Origin of the sequence: Adhaeribacter terrigena, assembly GCF_016623615.1 — a bacterium.
In the GTDB taxonomy this organism is placed as follows: domain Bacteria; phylum Bacteroidota; class Bacteroidia; order Cytophagales; family Hymenobacteraceae; genus Adhaeribacter_A; species Adhaeribacter_A terrigena.
The window spans coordinates 140,315-160,892 of record NZ_JAEHFX010000007.1 but is presented as its reverse complement, the minus strand read 5'-3'; the positions used below and the strand labels follow the sequence as shown (position 1 = coordinate 160,892).

Below are 20,578 nucleotides of genomic sequence, written 5' to 3'. Positions count from 1 at the left end.
AAAAACATCCCCCAGCCCCCTTCAAAGGGGTAGTTTCGGCTAAACTGGTAAGTTAATCTTCCAGTTCGGCGCAGAAAAAACCTTCGCGGTTCAGCTTTTCAATGATAACCTGCGCCTGCAAGGTAAAAGCTTCGACCCGGAGAATGCGGTCGCAATCTTCCAGGTCGAAGTTCCACTTTTCGCGGGTATGCATCAGGTTATCCAATACGGGTTTTAGCCGGCCGGCCTGTTGCGGTGTGGCCACCGACGTTCTGAATACCAGTACTGTTTTCATAATGCCGGAATTAGCGTTCCCAGAAAAAAGGTGGCTCAATATTTAAAGCGCGCAGATACACATAACCTTGTCCGCGGTGGTGAATTTCGTTATCGATGTAGTAAAGAATGGTAGACCACACGGTGCCTTCGTACTGCCCGAAAGCCACGATCTTTTCGTTGAATCGCTCCGCCGGAATTTTCGACCAAAGTTGGGTTATTTCTGCGGTCGATTCATCCCAAAGGCGCAGGATGTTTTCTTTGGAGTTGGCTTCTTTAATGTCTTCGTTTAGTTTTTCGTTGGTTTCCATAGCGATTTGCCGCAAGCCTGGTGCACCAAGCGCCAAAAGCTCCTGTACGATGGCTGAGAACGTCCGCATTCCGCCAATTGAAAATTCGAACAGTTCTTTTTCCGGGAAAGCGGCAATTACCCGGCGGGTTAAGTTGCGATGCCCCTGCCAGTGCGCCAGCATATCGGCAGGGGAAATGAAAGTAGCAGTAGCGGTTTTTTCTAACGTGTTTTCCATAATTTTTGTGGTTTTTTGAAGTATGGAACAAAGCTACCACCGGCTCATGACAACAGATTGTCAGCAGGGTTTGGGAAATTTTTATTTATTGCGTCATTCCGAGCGAAGCCAAGGAAACTTATGAGGCTTTTATTGTATCTTGTTTTCGGGGAAAATTTATTTATTCATTATGGATAACTTACAAGACTTAAATGACCTTTTCGATATGCTCCACGATAGAGTTATTGTAAGTGCAGTTGAAAACAACCCAAATATTGAATTAAAAGTTGGTATTCAATATTTAGCCGAATTAATTAACAAAGATTTTGAATACTTTTTTATTGAACTCAAAAATGTTCAAAATTTAAGTTTCGACGCTTGGACCGATGAACCTCTGATTATTATCAATCCAAAGGAAATTTTCAACCTTGAACTTGAGATTCTAAGCGCAGAAATTTATGAAACAGGAAACCTTCTTGTTCATTGCAGATGCTTCAATTCATTAGAAAATTTGTTTTCAGGAGGGAAGCTTATTTTTAAGTGTGATGATTTTGAAATTTTGGACGAAGCGCGTAAGCCAATAACGTTAGATAAATTGAAAGAGCTAGCCACTCATTATTGGGATGATATTTTTGGTAAGAACTAATTCGACTCCATAAGTTTCCTCGGCTTCGTTCAGAATGACGCAATAACTAAAAGCCGTCATAAAAGAAACAACCAGCGAAAACCAGAATTTCCTATCTTCGCGAAACCAATATGGAAACCAAAGCCTCTCAATTAGACCAACTGCGGAGCGTCGAAGCGAAAGTTTCGAAGCTGATAGCCCGTTACCAAGGGTTGCAGCGCGAGCTGAGTGCGGCGCAGGCCGAAATAAAAAAGCTTGAAACGGCGTTAGGAGAGAAGGAACAGGAAATAAAAAATTTTCAAAATCAGGAAAATATTGGTAAAATTGTGAATACGATAGCAGCCGATGCTGCGAACGCCACAGAATTAAAGCTGAAAATAAACGAATATATCCGCGAAATAGATAAGTGCATTGCTTATTTAAGAGACTAAGCGGTTGTGAGTTACTTGTGTTTCCCGGCAGGTTTTTAACGATAAAAACGCTAGGGGTTTAGCCCCAAAAAGTGCCGGAAAGCTGTAAAAACAAAGAGAAAGGTTTATACATATTTAACACCCGTACAAAACAACATTAACCGGAATACAGAACGAAGGCAACGGAAATGAATGAGTTATCTATTAAAATAAAAATAGCTGACCGCGATTATCCAATGCGCGTTTCGCCGGAAGAAGAAGAACGATTGCGCATTGCCGGCAAATATTTAGCCGAACGCCTGAAGCTGTTCCGAGAACAGTTTGGCATAACCGATAAGCAGGACCTGTTGGCGATGGTAGCCCTGGAAACTGCCGCCGACCGCCTCAAAACGGTACAGGCCACCACGCAAACCGACTCAACTTTTTCCGACAAGCTTACCCGGTTAAACGACACGCTGAATGCTCTTAATTTAGACGAAAAAGCGGAATAGTAATAAGCATTGCCCAGCCCTCTGTAGGTTTTTGCCCCGGTTGCTATAATTTTAACACCCTAAAATTATAGTTATGGAAATTGTTTATATCATTATTGGCCTTGTCGTCGGCCTTGGCATTGGCCTGCTTTTAGGCCGTTCAATGCTTAAAAAGGTTTTCGTTAAAGAGGAAGAAGACGCCCGCGAAAAAGCGAAACTGATCCTGCGCGAAGCCGAAATTAACGCCGAAAACATCAAGAAAGAGCGGATGCTCGAAAGCAAAGAGAAATTTTTGCGCCTGAAAGCGGAATTCGAAGAAGACTCCAACAAGAAGAAAAACATAATCCTTCAGAACGAAGCCAAAGTTAAACAACGCGAACAAGCTGTTGCCAAACAAATTGAAGACTTCAAGAAAAACGAAAAAGAAGTTGAAGCGCTGAAAGGAACCTTAAATACCCAACTCGAAGGCCTGAAAAAACGCCAGGAGCAGGTTGAAAAAGATCACCAAAGCATCGTTAGCCAGCTCGAGAAAATAGCCGGTTTAACCGCTTCCGAAGCCCGTGAACAAATGGTGGAAGCCCTCAAAAACGAAGCCCAGATCCAGGCGTCATCTTATATCAAAGACACCGTTGCTAACGCCAAATTAACGGCTGCCAAAGACGCGAAGAAAGTAGTTTTAGAAACCATTCAGCGCACCGCCGCTGAGCACGCCATCGAGAACTGCGTTTCCATTTTCAACATCGAATCCGACGACGTAAAAGGTAAAATTATTGGTCGTGAAGGCCGTAATATCCGAGCTTTAGAAGCTGCTACCGGCGTAGAAATTATCGTAGACGATACCCCGGAAGCAATCATCATTTCCGGCTTCGATCCGGTTCGCCGCGAAATTGCCCGTTTAGCTCTGCACCGCTTAGTAGCTGACGGTCGTATTCACCCGGCCCGCATCGAGGAAGTTGTTGCCAAAACGAAGAAATCCATTGAAGAAGAAATAGTTGAGATCGGTGAACGTACTGTTATCGACTTAGGAATTCACGGTTTGCATCCGGAACTGATCAAAATGGTTGGTCGTATGCGTTTCCGTTCTTCTTACGGCCAGAACTTATTGCAACACTCCCGCGAAGTTGCTAACCTTTGCGCCACAATGGCGGCAGAGCTTGGCCTGAACGTGAAACACGCCAAACGGGCCGGCTTACTCCACGATATTGGGAAAGTAACCACCGAAGAACCGGAATTACCGCACGCCATCATCGGTATGGAGCTGGCCAAGAAATACAAAGAACACCCGGATGTAGTAAACGCCATTGGTGCTCACCACGACGAAATTGAAATGACCGCAATGGTTTCGCCTTTGGTACAGGCCTGCGATGCGATCTCCGGTTCCCGTCCGGGCGCCCGCCGCGAAATTATGGAGTCGTACATTAAGCGTCTGAAAGAACTGGAAGAAACGGCTCTAAGCTTCGAAGGGGTGAATCAGTGCTACGCCATCCAGGCCGGCCGCGAGCTCCGCGTAATGGTAGATGCTGATAACGTAACCGACGAACGCGCCCAACAGCTTTCCTTCGATATTTCCCAGAAGATCGAAAAAGAAATGCAGTATCCAGGTCAGATCAAGATCACGGTAATCCGCGAAATGCGTTCGGTGAGCTACGCGAAGTAGACTTAAGATTTAAGACACAAGACTTAAGATAAAACAAAAAACCCGCAGGCTTTGGCCTGCGGGTTTTTTGTTTGAAAAGCATAGCGTTTTGGAAAGCAGTACCGGAAACTTTCTGTAGGAGCTTCGCCTTATTTATTGCTGAAACAGTATCATTTGGGAGGCAAAAAGTAAGGCCAGCTTGTTCTTTTCAGAGGCCCTGCCTGGCGCATACCGGTTTTTACTCCTCTACAATTTTTAAAACTTTGCCGGTATTTCCGGTGGGTCCTAATTCTTTCGTTGCCAGCACATAAAGTTCGCCTTTATTGTCTTCCCCGAAACCCTTTACATAGTAACCTATACCGGGAGCTGTTGCATTGCTGAAACTAATTTTTTCATAAGGCCAGGTTGTTCCGCCCGGAGATGCCATGTAAATATCGCCCGACGGGCTGGTTTGGGAGGCGGTAAAATTGCTGAACAGGTATTTGCCCTGGAGTCTTGGAACAGCGCTGCCGCGATAAACGTTGCCGCCCACTACTACCAGCCCCAGGCCACCGGCAAAAGATTTGATGTTCTGAAACTCAATGATCGGGTCTACCAGTTGCCGGCCATCCGGATCGGAAGACGGGCAGCTAGCCAGCGACTGGTTCGGGGTGGCCGTGCTGAAACAATGCGAAGCTTCTTTTACATTCCAGCCGTAATTTCCGCCAATGGTTACTTTGTTCACTTCTTCATATAAATTCTGACCGGCGTCGCCCACAAATAATTCGCCGGTCGTTCTGTCGAAAGAAAAACGATACGGATTCCGGAGGCCCATTGCATAAATTTCGTCCATGCCTGGCTTGCCCACCAGCGGGTTGCCTGCAGGAATGCCATATGGCGAGCCGCTATTCACATCTATGCGCAGGATTTTACCTAAAAGGTTATCTACGCTTTGCGCATTGCCCCCATCGTTTACGGTGTACCAATCCAGCACATGACCCAGACCTACATCGTTTGCCCCGCCGCCATCGCCGATGGAAATATATAAAAACCCATCTTTGCCAAATGCAATGGTGCCGCCGTTATGATTTGCCTGCGGTTTATGTATTTCCATGATCATGCGTTCCGAACCGGCATTGGCTTTATTAGGGTCGGCCGAAACCGTGAATTCCGAGATCATGCTGGTGTGGTTCCAGCCCGCGGGCGCACCGGCTTTTAACGGCGCGCTGTAATACACATAAAATTTTCCGTTGGTTTTATAATTCGGGTGGAAATCAAATCCGAGCAGGCCGCGCTCGTCGTATTGAGGCGTTAAAGGCACCATTTTAGCCGTAACGTCCAGAAAAGGGTCAGTAACCACATTGCCGGCCGCATTAATTATGAAAACCTTGCCGGCCTGATCTACTACAAACAAGCGGTTCGTTTCGTCCGGCGATTCTACTAAAGCGATAGGCGAAACGAAGGTGCCGTTCATTTCTCTTAATTGCAGCACTTTGTTTACAGGGTTGTCGGTGGTATCGTCATCGCTATCGCAAGCGGAAAAAGGCAATAGGCAGATCATCCATACCAACCACGATAATTTTGCGCGTAGTTTTCTTTCCATAGTATTACAAATTTAAATTGTTGGTAAACTTATAATACTTGTAAGAATGATTATATGTTTGAGTGTTACCCGGCAAATAGGATGAACAGGTAGTTTTAAGGCCCGAAGCCGGAAAAGATCTTGGTGAACGGGCGTTTTTCCGCTATGCCTTCTTTTTTTAATGGAGGCATAGCGGGTTTTAGAAGTTAAAGATGGGGCAGGAACAAATTTTTCCGAAGAATAAGATTTAACCGTAGTTTCTTTACTCCTCCGGATTGCAAGGCCGGAGGAGTAAAGAAACTACTTAAAGCGCGAAAATTCTGCCTTAAAACTAGCGGTTGTATTTGCCCATTAATTCTGCTTTGGCCAGTTTTACTGGTTCAATGGCGCTGAGTAGTTCTTCTTTCGAGGTTGTTTCGGGTAAATTTAATTGCTGGCTCAGGGCATATAGCCGGAAATAATAGCGGTGCGTACCATCAGGCGGACAGGGCCCGCCGTATTTATTCTCGCCAAAATCATTTTTCCCCTGAATGCCGGGTGCCTCGTTCTCCATGATGGTGTGCAATACGGGCATGTCCCAGATCAGCCAGTGGGTAAAAGTGCCATTCGGGGCATCCGGATCTTCCATGATTAAAGCCAGGCTTTGCGTACCTTCCGGAATATTGCCAACCTCGAGTTGCGGATTACTATTTTCCCCGTCGCAGGTGTATTTTTCGGGAATATGCTGGCCATCTAAAAATGCGGCGCTGCTCAAAGTTAAATATGGTTCAACGATCTCGTTCATAGTTTTTACAATTAGAATAAAAGAATAAACAATTCAGGAATATGCTAATTTATTCCAGGTAAAATTTCTCCTGAAAATGAGGTTTACTTAAAATTTACGGTTTAGTTTTTGCCTTGAAAATAATACCGTTTTTAGAACTGTATTGCACTTAACCGGGCATCTGTAAACGTTTAGCAGTAACATTATCTTTAAAGCAACTTTCGGTACGGTTTTTTCCGTTAGCAAAATTTGTCCGGCTGGCGCAGCAGCTTGCAATTTGGAATAGCCGGTTTACGTTAAAATTATAAAAGCTTTGCAGCCATGAACAGATCTGTGTACTACTTTAAACTTGTTCTTCCCAATTTCATTTTTCTGGGCGTCTATTTGCTTTTTTTATCTAACCGCGAGCTGTTTTCCAATGCCACCAATAATTTTACCTGGGCTGGTTACAGTTTTTCAGTGTTGGTTTTGGTAAGTATCAGCGTATACCTGAACCGGGCGCACCGCATCCGGATCCGTTTCGAAGACAAAGAGGCCTGCCTGGATAAGCTGCGCCGGAAGTTTTACCAGAATGGCTATGAATTAAAGGGCGGCCGTTCCAACCGTTTGTATTTCAATAAAATGCTCGTGCAAAGCAGCTTTTTTACCCCGGCCGTTACCGTTTACATTCGCAAAGATCAAATTCTGGTAGAAGGTCCGAAAGTGAAAGTAGATGATGTTTCTGATTGGTTCGACGAGCAGGATTATTCCGAAGCTGTGCCTTTCGAGCCGGAATACGAATTGCGATTAGCCAGTTGAAAGTTCAAATGTTGGAGGTTCGAGTTTTTAATTTAAAACGGTAGGGTTTCGGGCCTGAAAAGTGCCTGACTTTTATTTTTTCAAAGAAAGTCAGCAAAAAAAATCCTGGCGCAAGTGGTAAGCCAAAGGCGCCACTTATGACTAATTGACAATAGCAAAGTTGATAATCAGAAATTGGTTTCACGGAAGTCTGGAGACTTCCTAATATAAAAAGGCAAAAGTAGACGCTTTCGGCTTAACACTTGCGCCAGAGTAAAGCAGAGCAAATTTCCAGCATACAGGTCAGAGAAAACAACTGTTTGCCATGGGGTTAACCCGTGGAGCATTGCAGTTATATTCTTAATTCATTTGCCAGCAAAAACCGGCTAAACCGAATCTCATGGCTGTCTGCTTTAACTGACGAATAGCTGCTATAAACAAAAAGCCCTGCCGTTTTCACAGCAGGGCTTTCTTTATTTTAATCAATAAGGGAAAATTAAGCGTTAACCGCTTCGCCTCTCAGCGCTTTTACCATTGTATCGCCAATTTCAGCAGGAGAATCAACTACAAAAATACCGTTCTCGCGCATGATACGCATTTTAGCTTCTGCAGTATCATCAGCGCCGCCGATGATCGCACCCGCGTGACCCATTCTACGGCCTTTTGGCGCAGTCTGGCCAGCAATAAAACCAACTACTGGCTTTCTGTTGCCAGTAGAGCGGATGTATTCGGCAGCCATCGCTTCGTAGTTACCGCCAATCTCACCGATCATTACGATCGCGTCAGTTTCAGGGTCGTTCATCAGCATTTCAACCGCATTTTTAGTAGGCGTGCCAATGATCGGGTCGCCGCCGATACCAATAGCAGTAGAAATACCTAAGCCGGCTTTCACGATCTGATCAGCTGCTTCGTAAGTTAAAGTACCAGATTTAGAAACGATACCAATGCGGCCTGGTTTGAAAACGAAGCCCGGCATGATGCCTACTTTCGCTTCGCCTGGGGTGATTACGCCCGGGCAGTTTGGTCCGATCAAAGTCAGGTCTTTGCCTTTCAGATACGCTTTTACCGCGATCATGTCTTTCACCGGAATACCTTCGGTAATGGTGATGATCACTTTAATGCCGGCATCAGCAGCTTCCAGAATAGCATCGGCAGCAAAAGCTGGTGGCACGAAAATAATAGAAGTATCGGCGCCGGCTTTCTCAACCGCTTCCGCAACCGTGTTAAATACCGGACGATCAAGATGCGTAGAACCGCCTTTGCCCGGTGTAACACCGCCAACAACGTTGGTACCGTATTCGATCATTTGCTGCGCGTGGAAAGAACCTTCCGAGCCGGTGAAGCCCTGCACAATTACTTTGGAATTCTTATTTACTAATACGCTCATTGGTATTTCGTTATGTGGTTTTGATGCAAAATTAAACGCTTCTGCAAAAATAGGCTTTTTTCCGGCCGGTGCAAAATTGGCCGGGTTTTTAGTTTTTTAAGCTAAAAGCATAGCGTTTTCAGGGCCGGAAATGGAAAAGCCGGCTGCTTTCTACAGCAGCCGGCTTTAAAAACGCTATGCTTTTAAGCTTAAAAACTACTGAATCACCAGACGCTGGGTTTGCAAACCGGTTTCCGTTTCCAGCCTGATCAGGTAAACGCCCTTCGGAAGTTCTTTCAAGGGCAATTGGTAATGGATCTGGTTATTGGCTGGTAAGGTTACCTTGGAAAGTTTCTGGCCAAGCAGGTTCACCAGCGAAACCGTAGCAGCCGTATTTTTCTTAAATTCTGCCGCCACTATTACGTAGTTCTTCGCCGGGTTCGGGTAGAGTTTCAGGATTGGAGCATTCCCACTCCCGGTAGTGATTTTAACCCTGGTAACAGCATAATTGGTGATGATCGGGGCATTATAGTCAAAATAAATAGCAGCCTGGTTGGTAATGGAATCGCCGGAAACTAAACCTGGTTTACTTTTAATTTTGAATTTTATGAAACCGTGACTGGCCGGTTCGTTGCGGTTGCTGTCGGGTAGTAAAATATTATTGAAACGCCATTCCAGCCGGTTGTTCTCATAGAGTTTTAAAACATACGGATGACTGGCAGCTACCATTTCCAGCGTATGCACCTGCAGGCCGGTCGCTATTTTATCGGAAACTACAACGGTAAAAGCGGTATCGGTGCCGGTATTCTGAAAACGGATGGTGTACTCCAGAAAAGCACCTGCCATTCCTTCACCTTTCGAAAGCATTTGTTTATTTACCTGTTTGTCATTTGGATCGAAAGAACCGGTAATAACCACCCGGGCGGTATCAAAATTGTCGGCTTGGAACAGGTCTGTGGTTAAAGGTTTTATACTGGCAGTAGCCTGTAATACGGAATCACGCGGAGCAGAAACAGAAAGCTGAAAGTTTACCCGGATGGTCCGGCTTTCGTTGGGCTGAAGATTGGCGTAATACCAGCTCAGCTTTCCGGTTTGCTGCGTTGCCGGTAAGGTTGTACTGTTCACAAAATTTAAAAGCAAAGGGTCATACAACATCGTTAATGTGTCTGAAACGGTTGTGGTGCCCGGGTTTTTAAAGGTAAGTAAATAGCTAAATCCGAAACCGGGGCGTGCAGGGGTTAAATTGGTCAGATCTACGGCAACATCCACTTGTTGGGGAATTGCCTGCAGTGCGAAATCTACGGCACTCAGGGTTTGGTTCGAGCCGCTTAAAGAAATCCTCCGGGTTGCAGGGGTAAGGTTATGGTGTTTTTTGGGCGAGGGAATTAAGGTGTAATTACCGCCCGGAAGAAGCATATTATATGTGCCTTCAGGAGAAATAATATTACTTATTTCGTTTGTATTGGTTTTGATAAATGTTTCGGCCGCGCCGGTTTCATCCGGGTCTTTTATGCCATTCATATTTTTGTCAAAAAATACGTTTCCGGTAACCAGGTTATAGGTGCTTCCCGTAACCACCGGGCCGCTTACGGCTTTTAACTGGGCCATATAGGTTTTTCGGGTAAGGGAGTTAAGATAGCCACCGCTAAAATCAGCGCCTCCGGTAAATAAACCCGTAATAAAATAGGTTCCTTTGTTATTTCCACTGATACCAAATGCCTCGTTTGTGCCGCTAATGGCAGGTATTGTTTTTGTCCATAATAAGGTGCCGGCGGTATCAGTTTTAACAATAAAGCCATTAAAGCTATTAACCGGGGTAGAAGATAACGGAGTCTGATCGAAGTTGGCTGTGCCATTAAATGCTCCGGCAATGGCCAGCGTATTATCGCCGGAATAAAAGATGGCCGGAACAGTTGTAGTGAAGTTGTTTCCGGAAGCCAGATCTTTAGCCCATTTGAAAGTTCCGCTGGCCGAATATTTGGCCAGAAAAATTTTAGGATTAAGAGAGGTTAAACTCACTGAATTGGTAAAATCCAGGCTGCCGGTATAGTTTCCGGTAAGGTATAAATTATCAGCCTTATCAACTTCTAGTTTTATGTTGGTATTATTTCCAGTAATGCTGCTTCCTCCTCCGGGCGCAATGGTTCTGCTCCAGATCAGGTTCCCGTTAGTGTTGAATTTTTGAATAACTTGCTTTGATGGATAACTAATGCCGGAAACCAGATAAACGCTACCATTGGGCAAAGCTTTAGATTTTACACTGTATTCCTCCTCCTGAGTGCCGGTTGCTTTTGCCCAGAGGAAATTTCCGTTAGCATCGTATTTAATCAGGAATGCATCCTGGGTTCCTGCCGCTTGTATAGAGATATTTCCAAAACTTAGGGTTCCCGAAAACAGGCCGGATAAATAAATGTTTCCTGCCACATCGGAGGTTGGGTTAACAGAACCTATAAACTGAGTAGCGTTAAAAGCCGAGGTTCGCGCCCAACGTAACGTACCCCGGTTATCGAATTTGGCAAGAAAAAACATGGACCCGTTCAAAGCCGGTGCTTTATAGATAAGGGTGTCAATAGAGAGCGAATCCCGGAAGGAGCCGGCAATTATAGCTTGCTGCTGATTGTCTATGGTTACTGCCGGGGTTAGTTCATAGATGCTTTGTATCCACCTTCGCCCGAAAATATTTTTACTCCAGAGTATGTTGCCGGAAGTATCGTGTGCGGCGAGTGTAAAAATTGGCGCCCGGAGGTTATGGCTAACTGTGCTGAAAGTAATTACGAGATTTCCGGTGCTGGCAACATTAGATCCAAAACTGGAATCGTGGGTAGTTTTGGCCCAATGAAAATGCTGCGCCTGTGAAAATATAGAAGTAAGGCCAAGCAATAAGAAAAGGAATAGAAGTTTTTTCATAGCGAATAAATTAAAACATGCAGCATTTATTATAGTGTCGTAAATAATAACCGAAACGCTGCACGATGCAGAAAATTTAGTTTTCCACAGTATTATAATCAAACAAAAAGCCGGCTGCTTTTTCAGGACAGCCGGCTTTAAAACGCTATGCTTTTGAGCTGAAAAACTACTGAACGACCAAGCGCTGCGTTTGCATACCGCTTTCGGTTTCCAGCCTGATCAAATAAATACCTTTTGGAAGATCTTTCAGCGGCAGCTGGTAGTGGATCTGGTTGTTAGCCGGCAAGGTAACGTTAGAAAGCGTTTGTCCAAGCAGGTTCACCAGCGAAACGGTAGCCGAAGTATTTTTCTTAAATTCAGCATTCACCATTACGTAGTTCTTCGCCGGGTTCGGGTAAAGTTTGAAAGCCTGGATGCTGGCTTTCTTTTCTTTGATTCCATTCGGGTTGGCTACTTTAGTAACAGCATGGTTGGTAATTACCGGGGCATTATAGTCGAAATAAATAGCGGCCTGGTTGGTGATGGAGTCGCCTAATTGTAAGCCGGCTTTAGATTTGAGGCGGAAACGGATGAAGCCGTGGCTGGCCGGTTCGTTGCGGTTGCTGTCGGGTAAAAGAATATTGTCGAAGCGCCATTCCAGCATGTTGCCGTCTATCACGTTCACTTTGTAGTTATGGCTGGCCGAAAGCATTTCAAAGGTTGCCAGGTTCAGCTGCGAGAGAATGCGGTCGGTAACCACTACAGTAAAAGCCGTATCGGTGCCGGTGTTCTGGAAACGGATGGTGTAATCGAGGTATTCGCCAGTAGCGGCCCGGGCAGGTGAAAGGGTGGTTTTATCCACCTGCTTGTCGTTCGGATCGAAAGAGCCGATTACCACGTGGTGCAGCGAATCAATATTGTCTTCCTGAAGAAGGTCGATCGCGTACGGTTTGATGCTGGCAATAGCTTTTAAGGGCGTTCCTAAAACGGTAGTAGTTGGCACCAAGAAAGTCACGTCGATGTTGCGGGTTTCATTCGGCAGCAGGTTCTGGTAATACCAGGCTATTTTTCCGTTGCTGTTGCTTACAGTTGGTTCTGAAGCAGACACAAACGCTAGAATACTGGTATTGTGCTGAAATTTCAGTGTGTCGGATAAAGTTGTGGTTCCTGAATTATGGAACGTCAGGCGGTATTTGGATTGAAAGCCTGGTCGCGCCGGAATAAGAGCGGTAACCGTAACTTTTACGTCGTTGCTGTTCGGGATCGGCTGCAAAGCAAAATCTTTTCCGGTCTGGGCTTGATTTGCTCCGCTGAACGTTAGGCTGTGGCTCGCCGGAACGGTAGTATAATATGGAGGCGGACTCGGAATGCTAAGGGTACTGGCTCCGGTTGGTAGATACATGCTATAAGTGCCATCCAGGTTCGAAATTCCGTAAACAGGTCCGGGTGTACTTTGTATTATTAACTGGATATATGGCACTTCGGAAGCATCTTTTATCCCGTTGCTGTTTGCATCTAAGAAAATGGTGCCGGAGGCGATATTAGCTTCGTGGGTTATTTTTGCTAAATAGCTTGCAGTGCCGGAAGTAGTAAGCATAGAGCCGCTGAACTGGGTGCTTCCGTTTTCAATAGATCCGGCAAGAAAGAGGTTGTTGCTATTATCTCCACTCAAGTCTGTATTATTGTTTGCTACTGTTGAGGTTGCATTGTTAACCCAGATCGGGGTTCCGGCCGTATCAAGTTTGGCAACAAAGGTGTTGAGGCCATTTGTCCGGGATGAAGTAATAGAAATATTATTGAATTGTGTGGTCCCGCTAAAGGTGCCGGAAATAATAAGTTCATTATCATTGGTATACACAATACCCGGTGCAGGATGAAACATGTAAGGATAGCCGAAAATTAAATTTGAAGCAATTGTGCGTGCCCACTTCCAGTTGCCGGCAGCATCTATTTTTGCTAAAAATGAACTTGAAACGTTCTGAGGAGTAGTTAAAGCACTATTGCCAATGGTAATATTAGTATGATAATTTCCGATAATATAGGCGTTATCTAAATTATCTACTGCCAGATTAGGGTAACTAAAAGTTGGATTATTAATGGTTTTATTCCAAAGTAAGATGCCAGCAGCACTATATTTATAAAGAGGGAAACCAGAAGCACCGGGAGCTCCCAGGCCTTGAGCGAAATTTATTAAATAAATTTCACCAGCCGAAGTAGCTTTTATTTTGGAAACATTTTCAGGTACGGTGGTAGACAGCGTATTTACTGCCCATTGTAATGTTCCTGAGACATCATACTTCACGATAAAAGCAGCATTAGAGCCATTAGCCGTTAAACTGGTGCTGTTGAAAGTTACCGAATTATAAAAGTCTCCTGCTACAATTACATTGCCTTGAAGATCGGTTGTCACTGATCTCCCAGCAGCATGCCCCGTAACTACAGAAACGTCTGAGCTTCTTGCCCAGAGTAATGAACCTGTGGGGCTGAATTTTGCCACGTAAGCACCAGATATGTTACCAGTTGTTCCTTTGAATATCAAACCGTCAATGTAAAGCGAATCGATGAAAGAGCCAGCAATGATGATATTTTGGTTTGCATCAAACGTTAAGCAGGGCTGTTGAATTCCCAGAATACCTCCGGTAACAATATGTTTGGCCCAAAGCACATTTCCTGCATGGTCATGCACGGCTAAATATTGATCCATTGTGTCAGCAGTAGAAAAAGTCTGGTTCCCAAGGGTAATAGTATTGGAAAATGTTCCAGTTGTAGCAACCAGGCTGTTGCCACTGGCAACCGAAGTCACAGGTATGTTATTGTCCTGTTTTTTTGCCCACTGAAAATACTGTGCCGAAGCGCTGAAAGACGTTAGCCCAACCAGCAGGCAAAAGAGAAGAAGTTTTTTCATAGTCACTTTTTTGTTATTTGATAGCGTGATTTATAAGGAGTCGTTAAATGTTGCCGAAACGTTGCTTCGTGTTGGGAATTTATTTTTAGGGGTTGCAGATCAAACAAAAAACCGGCTGCTTTTTAGGGCAACCGGCTTTTAAAACGCTATGCTTTTGAGCTTAAAAACTACTGAACCACCAATCTTTGTGTCTGCAAGCCGGTTTCCGTTTCCAGCCTGATCAGGTAAACGCCTTTTGGAAGATCTTTCAAAGGCAGCTGGTAATGGATCTGGTTGTTAGCCGGCAAGGTAACGTTAGAAAGCGTCTGGCCAAGCAGGTTCACCAGCGAAACGGTAGCCGAAGTATTTTTCTTAAATTCAGCATTCACCATTACGTAGTTCTTCGCCGGGTTCGGGTAAAGTTTGAAAGCCTGGATGCTGGCTTTCTTTTCTTTGATTCCATTCGGGTTGGCTACTTTAGTAACAGCATGGTTGGTAATTACCGGGGCATTATAGTCGAAATAAATAGCGGCCTGGTTGGTGATGGAGTCGCCTAATTGTAAGCCGGCTTTAGATTTGAGGCGGAAACGGATGAAGCCGTGGCTGGCCGGTTCGTTGCGGTTGCTGTCGGGTAAAAGAATATTGTCGAAGCGCCATTCCAGCATGTTGCCGTCTATCACGTTCAGTTTATAAGCATGGCTGGCCGAAAGCATTTCAAAATTCGCCAGGTTCAGCTGCGAGAGAATGCGGTCGGTAACTACTACGGTAAATGCCGTATCGGTGCCGGTGTTCTGGAAACGGATGGTATAATCGAGGTATTCGCCGGTAGCGGCCTGGGCAGGTGAAAGCGTAGTTTTATCCACCTGCTTGTCGTTCGGATCAAAAGAGCCAATAACTACGTGCTTGAGAGTATCGATATTATCGGCCTGAAATAAGTCAATAGCAAAGGGTTTAATGTTCGCAATGGCTTGCAAGGAAGTTCCCAAAACGGTAGTGGCTGGCACCGAAAAAGTCACGTCGATGTTGCGGGTTTCGTTGGGAAGTAAATTCTGGTAATACCAGGCCATTTTGCCGTTGCTGTTTGTGGCCGGAGTTAACGTAGAAGATACGAAAGATAAGAAATTGGTATTATGCGACAATTTCACCGTATCCGATAAAACGGTAGTGCCAGCGTTGTGAAAAGTAAGGCGGTAATTTGCTTGGAAACCAGGCCGGGCAGGGGTTAGATTGGTAACCGTAACTTTTACGTCGTTGCTGTTAGGAATGGGCTGCAAAGCAAAATCTTTTCCGGTTTGGGTTTGGTTTGTGCCGCTGAACGTTACGGTATGGCTAGCCGGAACAAAGGTATAATGACGCGGCGGGTTAGGAAGGCTAACGAAAGAAGTCCCGGTTGAAATAGCAGCGTTGTAAGTTCCATTCAGAAATGATATGCTATTTCGCGGCCCCGGCGAAACCCCGATCATTAATTCACCAAAACCGGTTTCGGATGCATCTTTAATACCGTTTTTGTTGGTGTCTATAAAAATAGTACCTGAAACGCTATTGCCTTCATTGTTTACTTTGGTAAGAAAACTACTGTAATTGGATGAGGAGGTAAGCGTTGTTGCGTTGAATTGGGCGGTGCCCCTGAAATTCCCAGCCAGAAAAAAATTACCCGTTGCATTTGTGCTTATATCCGGAGCGCGACCGTCTGTTGTTGCTGAAACAGTGCTTACCCAGATCGGCGTACCCAACATATCTAATTTTGCTACAAATATATTTTCAGTATTATTGGGTGGGTTTGGTAGGTATGTAATAGGGGTATTATTGAACAAAGCAGTGCCAGAAAAGGAACCTGCCAGACCTAACGCATTGCCAGGGGTGTAAACGATTGATAATTTATTGTAGGCCCAATACAAATTGGATGGCTCATCCAGAATATTTTTTACCCATTGCCAGTTTCCGGCACTGTTTATTTTTGCTAGTAAATAATTTGATCCGGTAGAATGAAGGGTAGTAGTTCCTACAGTAACCGAATCAGCATATTGAGCTGTGATATAGGCATTATCGTTATTGTCGATTGTAATATCTAAGCCGTTATTTAAAAAACTGGTCTCATTTTTATTCCAGAGAACTGCTCCGGAAGGGCTGAATTTCGTTAAAAATATATTAAAATTATTGAAGCTATACCCGGTGAAATATATGTTTCCGGCAGGCGTGGCTTTAATCTTAATGCCATATTTAAGGTAAGTATAATTTATCCCATTGGGGCTTAGAACACCCCATTGTAAGGTTCCGCTGGCATTATACTTAATTAAAAAAGTGTTGCTTGCGTTATTAGGCGTCAGCGTAATCCCGTTAAATGTTAATGGGAAATTCAAATGCCCTGCAACCAGTACATTTCCTGCCGCGTCCGTATCGATAGAAGATGGAGTTATGAAATTAAGATAGTGGAACTGGCCACCTTGAAAATTAGAGCTTTGGGCCCAAAGTAAAGTTCCGGTCGGACTGAATTTGGCTGTATAAAGGCCAAATGCCGGTAAAGTACTGCTTTTAAAAAGTAAGCCATCAATATATAAAGAATCGAGCATTATCCCAGCAAGAATAATATTGTCGTTCGCATCTACTGTAATACTTGGTCCCTGGCCACTATTAAGTGGTGCACCGCTTCCGGTTATTTTTTTCGCCCACAGAAGATTACCGGAAAGATCATATACCGCTAAATAAGCGTTATTAGAATCCTGACTGGTAAATGTTTGGTTGCCAATGGTTATTCTACTTGAAAAAGTGCCGGTTGTAGCTACTAAACTATTCCCGCTGGCCACTGAAACAGAACCCGTGTTGTTTTCCTGTTTCTTTGCCCATTGAAAGAATTGCGCTGAAGTATTAAAAATTGTAAGCACGAACAGCAGGCAGAAGATGCAAAATTTTCTCATAGAGTAGTATTTTAGACCAGTGGATTCTGAATAAATAATAGTCGTAATTTTTAGATGAAACGCTGCTTGGTGTTAAAGAAATTTTTGCGCGCAGATCTCAAATGTAAACTTGATGTGCAGCAGCACTTTTTCCCTCCCAAACCCTACCGTTTTCAAACCAATCCTTACATTCTGCCATTCCCGAAAAACTCCGTAACTTTGCCCGAAGTAGAATTAAGCTTGAAAAGGCCATTTCCAATTTTTAATTCATAATTTCTAATAAAGAATAATGCATTACTTAAACCACATAACCGAAGCCATTGGCAACACGCCGCTGGTAAAGCTCAATAAAGTAACCGTAGGCATAAAAGGCACCATCCTGGCCAAAGTAGAATATTTCAACCCGGGCAACTCGGTAAAAGACCGTATGGCCATCCGCATGATCGAAGATGCTGAAAAAGCCGGCTTGCTGAAACCAGGCGGAACCATTATTGAAGGCACTTCCGGCAATACCGGTATGGGCCTGGCATTGGCAGCGCAGGCGAAAGGCTATAAATGCATTTTTACCCTGCCCGATAAGCAAAGCAAAGAGAAAATGGATATTCTGCGCGCTGTAGGAGCGGAGGTAGTGGTAACCCCAACCAACGTTACGCCCGACGATCCGCGTTCGTATTATTCGGTAGCAAAGCAATTAAATAAAGACATTCCGAATTCTTTTTACCCGAACCAGTACGATAACCTTTCCAACACGGCGGCGCATTACGAGCAAACCGGCCCGGAGATCTGGAACCAGACCGAAGGCAAGATCACCGTTTTAGCGGCAGGCGTAGGCACCGGCGGCACCATCTGCGGCATTTCCAAATACCTGAAAGAGCAGAATTCGGCCGTAAAAGCCATTGGCCTGGATACCTACGGTTCGGTGTTTAAAAAATACAAGGAAACCGGCATTTTCGACGAGAATGAAATTTATTCTTATGCCACCGAAGGCATCGGCGAAGATATTCTGCCCAAGAACGTAGATTTCGACCTGATTGATCAATTCATAAAGGTAACTGATAAAGACGCTGCTTTAATGACCCGCCGTTTAGCCAAAGAAGAAGGCTTGTTTGTGGGCTGGTCTTCCGGTTCGGCGGTGTTTGGTGCACTGGAATACGCCCGCGAGCACATGAAAGAAGACGACGTAATGGTTATTATTTTGCCAGACCATGGTACCCGCTATTTAGGCAAGGTGTATAACGACGAATGGATGAAAAAGCAAGGATATTTGGATTAATTGTACCCACTTCTGGGTATTTTTCAAAAATGCTATTGCTTTTTAATAAAAAAGCCGGAAATTAACAGTTCCGGCTTTTTTTTATGTTAAAGCTTTTGCCATAAAAAGGAGTAAGATCCCAATTTGTTAGTATTCGCTTTTTCAGGATGGACGTATAATTAACATTAGATTAATTAGTGGAATATTTAAACATCGGGTAGGGTTACTAAAGCGCCTGTCAGGATAAAAAACATTTAAGAAACTTCGTTGTAAGATGCTTGAATATGTTCAGAACCTTTTCGAATCAGTTGGGTTTATCCCGCACGGGCATTCCTTTTCCTGGCAACCTGCAATTCTGGCAACCAACGTGGCCGGCGATGCGCTCACCGCTCTGGCTTTTTTGGCAATTCCGCCGGTTTTATTGTTCCTGACCAAAAAACGTAAAGATCTTACTCATAAGTACGTTTTTATCTTTTTTGCCCTCTTTCTTTTTCTTTGCAGTATCACCCATTTATTCGGGATCGTTACCGTCTGGAACCCGGTTTACAGGATACAAGGCGTTTTTAAAATAATAACCGGCGTGGTTTCGGTAATAACTGCTTTTATGCTATACCGGGCTTTGCCTGATTTAATGCGGATTCCCGGGCAAAAGCGTTTAGAAGAAGTAAATATTAAATTGCGCAAAGAAGTGGCAGAACGCGAGCGGGCGCAGATTGCATTACGCGAAGCCAACGAAGCCCTTGAAACCCGGGTTCAGCAACGTACCGCCCAACTTATTAAAACCAACCGTGACCTGGAACGGGAAATTGAACAGCGCAAAAGAACCGAGCAGGATCTGAAAGAAAAGAACATGGAGCTCATGCGTATCAACAACAGCCTCAATCAGCAGTCGAAGGTAAATTAAAGCCGGTGTTTTTTTAGAAACTAAAAAGGGCTGATAAAAAAAGCCCAAACCCCGGACAAACCGCCAGGGATTCAGGCTTAAAAGTGAATGCCGGTTCAGGAACAGGTCAGTAGCTTATTTTTCTTTCACAATTTTCCGGGTCATTAATTTTCCATCGGCTTGCAGGTGCAGCAGGTAAATGCCGGCCGGCAGGTTCTGCAGTAATATGGTTTTCCGGAAGCTCGCATTAACGTTCTTGAATTTTTCTTCCTGCAGCGTCTGCCCAAGTAAATTCTGGACAGAAATATTCAGATTTTTCACCGGTTTGGCATCTAAAGTAACCGTAACGTTATCTGTAAACGGGTTAGGATAAACCTTTACCAATGTTTCTTCCAGCATATCATTTTTCACGCCGTTCATTAAGCGCTTTCCAAGCCAGTATATAATAGTATCGGTCAGCACTTCCGAAATCTTCGGCACGTTGTTCGGCGTCATGTAATGAATCGTATTCGGGATCTGGTAAAAATCCGGGCCGGGGTAGGTTTCTTTCTGAAAACGGCTCAATTCGGATATCGGTACGTTCAGATCAAGTTGCAAGCCGGTAAACAAAGTAGGCACGTTCGCTTCGTTGTAATTTAAAGCTACCGAATCGGTTACCTGGATATATTCTGACCAGACAGCAGGCTGCACGCCCCCAAAAGCCGGCGTGCTGGCATTCCAGGTTTTCGATCTGATGATTGAAAAATACGTTAATACATCGTTGGCCTGGGCTTGGGCTGCGGCTACGTTTCCGTTGCATAACTGCGTGAAATGCACCAGCTGGCGGGCAAGAAGGGAATCGAACGGGGTACGCGCGCCGGCAATCGAGATCAGGGCTTTCACATCCCGCCGTTTTTTGGCAATGTACGGGATCAGGGATGAACCTTCGCTGTGACCGATCAGAATGATATTTTTAGCATCTACCTCGGGGCGCGTTTTTACATAGTCGATCGCGCTTTCAACCGGCAGCCATAATTTCTTAAAGGTTATCGGCCCGAGGGTTTGGGCGGTTGGATAGGTATACTCGATCTTATCGTACCGCAGCACCGCATAACCAGCCGCCACTAAAGAATCCGACAGGTCTTTATAGATCCGTAAGGTAGTGTTCAGCAGGTTTGGGTATAAACAAGATACGGTGGCGCCGGACATAATCATGGTTCCATCCCGGTCATTGGCGCCGCTGCCGGGGTTTATGATAATGGTTGCGAATGGACCGTTGCCATTGGGCATGGTAAACGTGCCATAAATGGTTTTACCGGCGTGCGAAAATGTAACGTTCTGCGTTTGTTGTGCCTGGGCGAAATGCAAGGTGCAAAAGGCAAGGAAGCTGAGTAAGATTTTCTTCATAGGCATAAATAAACAATATGTAGCTGG

The 20,578-nt window shown here is 44.7% G+C and carries 15 protein-coding genes and 1 pseudogene; 7 read left to right on the top strand and 9 right to left on the bottom strand.

All coding sequences use genetic code 11. The features are described 5' to 3' along the window. Window positions 1-52: 52 nt before the first annotated feature. Both I5M27_RS13870 and I5M27_RS13865 read right to left on the bottom strand, forming a co-directional pair. Entirely contained in the window at window positions 53-274 is a 222-nt protein-coding gene (locus I5M27_RS13870) for a hypothetical protein (protein WP_200506915.1), read from the bottom strand. A 10-nt stretch (window positions 275-284) separates the two neighbouring features. Further along, window positions 285-779: a DinB family protein gene (locus tag I5M27_RS13865; protein WP_200506914.1), complete on the bottom strand. Its 495-nt coding sequence runs from the start codon at window positions 777-779 to the stop codon at window positions 285-287. 169 nt (window positions 780-948) lie between these two features. Here I5M27_RS13865 and I5M27_RS13860 point away from each other — a divergent pair, with 169 nt between their 5' ends. From I5M27_RS13860 to rny, 4 genes are all read left to right on the top strand, one after another. After that, a complete protein-coding gene (locus I5M27_RS13860; protein ID WP_200506913.1) occupies window positions 949-1,404 on the top strand; it encodes a hypothetical protein in 456 nt (151 codons plus the stop codon). Window positions 1,405-1,514: 110 nt separating this feature from the next. Next, the gene (locus I5M27_RS13855) at window positions 1,515-1,814 is read left to right on the top strand and encodes a hypothetical protein (protein WP_200506912.1); all 300 of its coding nucleotides are present in this window, start codon (window positions 1,515-1,517) and stop codon (window positions 1,812-1,814) included. Window positions 1,815-1,981: 167 nt separating this feature from the next. Beyond that, entirely contained in the window at window positions 1,982-2,284 is a 303-nt protein-coding gene (locus I5M27_RS13850; RefSeq protein ID WP_200506911.1) for a cell division protein ZapA, read from the top strand. Between the two features lie 73 nt (window positions 2,285-2,357). Continuing rightward, on the top strand, window positions 2,358-3,920 hold the full coding sequence (gene rny / locus I5M27_RS13845; RefSeq protein ID WP_200506910.1) for a ribonuclease Y: 1,563 nt from the start codon (window positions 2,358-2,360) through the stop codon (window positions 3,918-3,920). Window positions 3,921-4,137: 217 nt separating this feature from the next. Here the strand turns inward: rny and I5M27_RS13840 are convergent, their stop codons facing one another. Together I5M27_RS13840 and I5M27_RS13835 are read right to left on the bottom strand one after the other, a co-directional pair. After that, window positions 4,138-5,481, bottom strand: a complete 1,344-nt coding sequence (locus I5M27_RS13840; protein WP_200506909.1) for a PQQ-dependent sugar dehydrogenase — start codon at window positions 5,479-5,481, stop codon at window positions 4,138-4,140. A 310-nt stretch (window positions 5,482-5,791) separates the two neighbouring features. Beyond that, window positions 5,792-6,244, bottom strand: coding sequence for a YbhB/YbcL family Raf kinase inhibitor-like protein (locus I5M27_RS13835; protein ID WP_200506908.1), 453 nt, complete (start codon window positions 6,242-6,244; stop codon window positions 5,792-5,794). Window positions 6,245-6,544: 300 nt separating this feature from the next. Here I5M27_RS13835 and I5M27_RS13830 point away from each other — a divergent pair, with 300 nt between their 5' ends. Next, a complete protein-coding gene (locus I5M27_RS13830) occupies window positions 6,545-7,021 on the top strand; it encodes a hypothetical protein (protein WP_200506907.1) in 477 nt (158 codons plus the stop codon). A gap of 475 nt (window positions 7,022-7,496) precedes the next feature. On the opposite strand, the gene sucD is transcribed toward I5M27_RS13830, so the two are convergent. From sucD to I5M27_RS13810, 4 genes are all read right to left on the bottom strand, one after another. Then, window positions 7,497-8,387, bottom strand: a complete 891-nt coding sequence (gene sucD / locus I5M27_RS13825; protein ID WP_200506906.1) for a succinate--CoA ligase subunit alpha — start codon at window positions 8,385-8,387, stop codon at window positions 7,497-7,499. A 195-nt stretch (window positions 8,388-8,582) separates the two neighbouring features. Next, entirely contained in the window at window positions 8,583-11,273 is a 2,691-nt protein-coding gene (locus tag I5M27_RS13820; protein ID WP_200506905.1) for a T9SS type A sorting domain-containing protein, read from the bottom strand. 166 nt (window positions 11,274-11,439) lie between these two features. Then, entirely contained in the window at window positions 11,440-14,157 is a 2,718-nt protein-coding gene (locus I5M27_RS13815; protein WP_200506904.1) for a T9SS type A sorting domain-containing protein, read from the bottom strand. 167 nt (window positions 14,158-14,324) lie between these two features. Then, window positions 14,325-17,051 (bottom strand): DUF7619 domain-containing protein, encoded by a 2,727-nt coding sequence (locus tag I5M27_RS13810; RefSeq protein WP_200506903.1) that lies wholly within the window; start codon window positions 17,049-17,051, stop codon window positions 14,325-14,327. Window positions 17,052-17,319: 268 nt separating this feature from the next. Between I5M27_RS13810 and I5M27_RS13805 the strand changes: the two are divergent. Both I5M27_RS13805 and I5M27_RS13800 read left to right on the top strand, forming a co-directional pair. Next, window positions 17,320-18,300 (top strand): annotated as a pseudogene (locus tag I5M27_RS13805) (PLP-dependent cysteine synthase family protein); the annotation flags it as partial. Between the two features lie 256 nt (window positions 18,301-18,556). Next, window positions 18,557-19,186, top strand: coding sequence for a hypothetical protein (locus tag I5M27_RS13800; RefSeq protein WP_200506901.1), 630 nt, complete (start codon window positions 18,557-18,559; stop codon window positions 19,184-19,186). 114 nt (window positions 19,187-19,300) lie between these two features. On the opposite strand, the gene I5M27_RS13795 is transcribed toward I5M27_RS13800, so the two are convergent. Further along, window positions 19,301-20,551: a T9SS type A sorting domain-containing protein gene (locus I5M27_RS13795; protein ID WP_200506900.1), complete on the bottom strand. Its 1,251-nt coding sequence runs from the start codon at window positions 20,549-20,551 to the stop codon at window positions 19,301-19,303. Window positions 20,552-20,578 lie beyond the last annotated feature (27 nt).

Coding starts and splice junctions, on each gene's coding strand:
- I5M27_RS13870 (WP_200506915.1), bottom strand. CDS start 274: ATGAAAACAGTACTGGTATTCAGAACGTCGGTGGCCACACCGCAACAG.
- I5M27_RS13865 (WP_200506914.1), bottom strand. CDS start 779: ATGGAAAACACGTTAGAAAAAACCGCTACTGCTACTTTCATTTCCCCT.
- I5M27_RS13860 (WP_200506913.1), top strand. CDS start 949: ATGGATAACTTACAAGACTTAAATGACCTTTTCGATATGCTCCACGAT.
- I5M27_RS13855 (WP_200506912.1), top strand. CDS start 1,515: ATGGAAACCAAAGCCTCTCAATTAGACCAACTGCGGAGCGTCGAAGCG.
- I5M27_RS13850 (WP_200506911.1), top strand. CDS start 1,982: ATGAATGAGTTATCTATTAAAATAAAAATAGCTGACCGCGATTATCCA.
- rny (WP_200506910.1), top strand. CDS start 2,358: ATGGAAATTGTTTATATCATTATTGGCCTTGTCGTCGGCCTTGGCATT.
- I5M27_RS13840 (WP_200506909.1), bottom strand. CDS start 5,481: ATGGAAAGAAAACTACGCGCAAAATTATCGTGGTTGGTATGGATGATC.
- I5M27_RS13835 (WP_200506908.1), bottom strand. CDS start 6,244: ATGAACGAGATCGTTGAACCATATTTAACTTTGAGCAGCGCCGCATTT.
- I5M27_RS13830 (WP_200506907.1), top strand. CDS start 6,545: ATGAACAGATCTGTGTACTACTTTAAACTTGTTCTTCCCAATTTCATT.
- sucD (WP_200506906.1), bottom strand. CDS start 8,387: ATGAGCGTATTAGTAAATAAGAATTCCAAAGTAATTGTGCAGGGCTTC.
- I5M27_RS13820 (WP_200506905.1), bottom strand. CDS start 11,273: ATGAAAAAACTTCTATTCCTTTTCTTATTGCTTGGCCTTACTTCTATA.
- I5M27_RS13815 (WP_200506904.1), bottom strand. CDS start 14,157: ATGAAAAAACTTCTTCTCTTTTGCCTGCTGGTTGGGCTAACGTCTTTC.
- I5M27_RS13810 (WP_200506903.1), bottom strand. CDS start 17,051: ATGAGAAAATTTTGCATCTTCTGCCTGCTGTTCGTGCTTACAATTTTT.
- I5M27_RS13800 (WP_200506901.1), top strand. CDS start 18,557: ATGCTTGAATATGTTCAGAACCTTTTCGAATCAGTTGGGTTTATCCCG.
- I5M27_RS13795 (WP_200506900.1), bottom strand. CDS start 20,551: ATGAAGAAAATCTTACTCAGCTTCCTTGCCTTTTGCACCTTGCATTTC.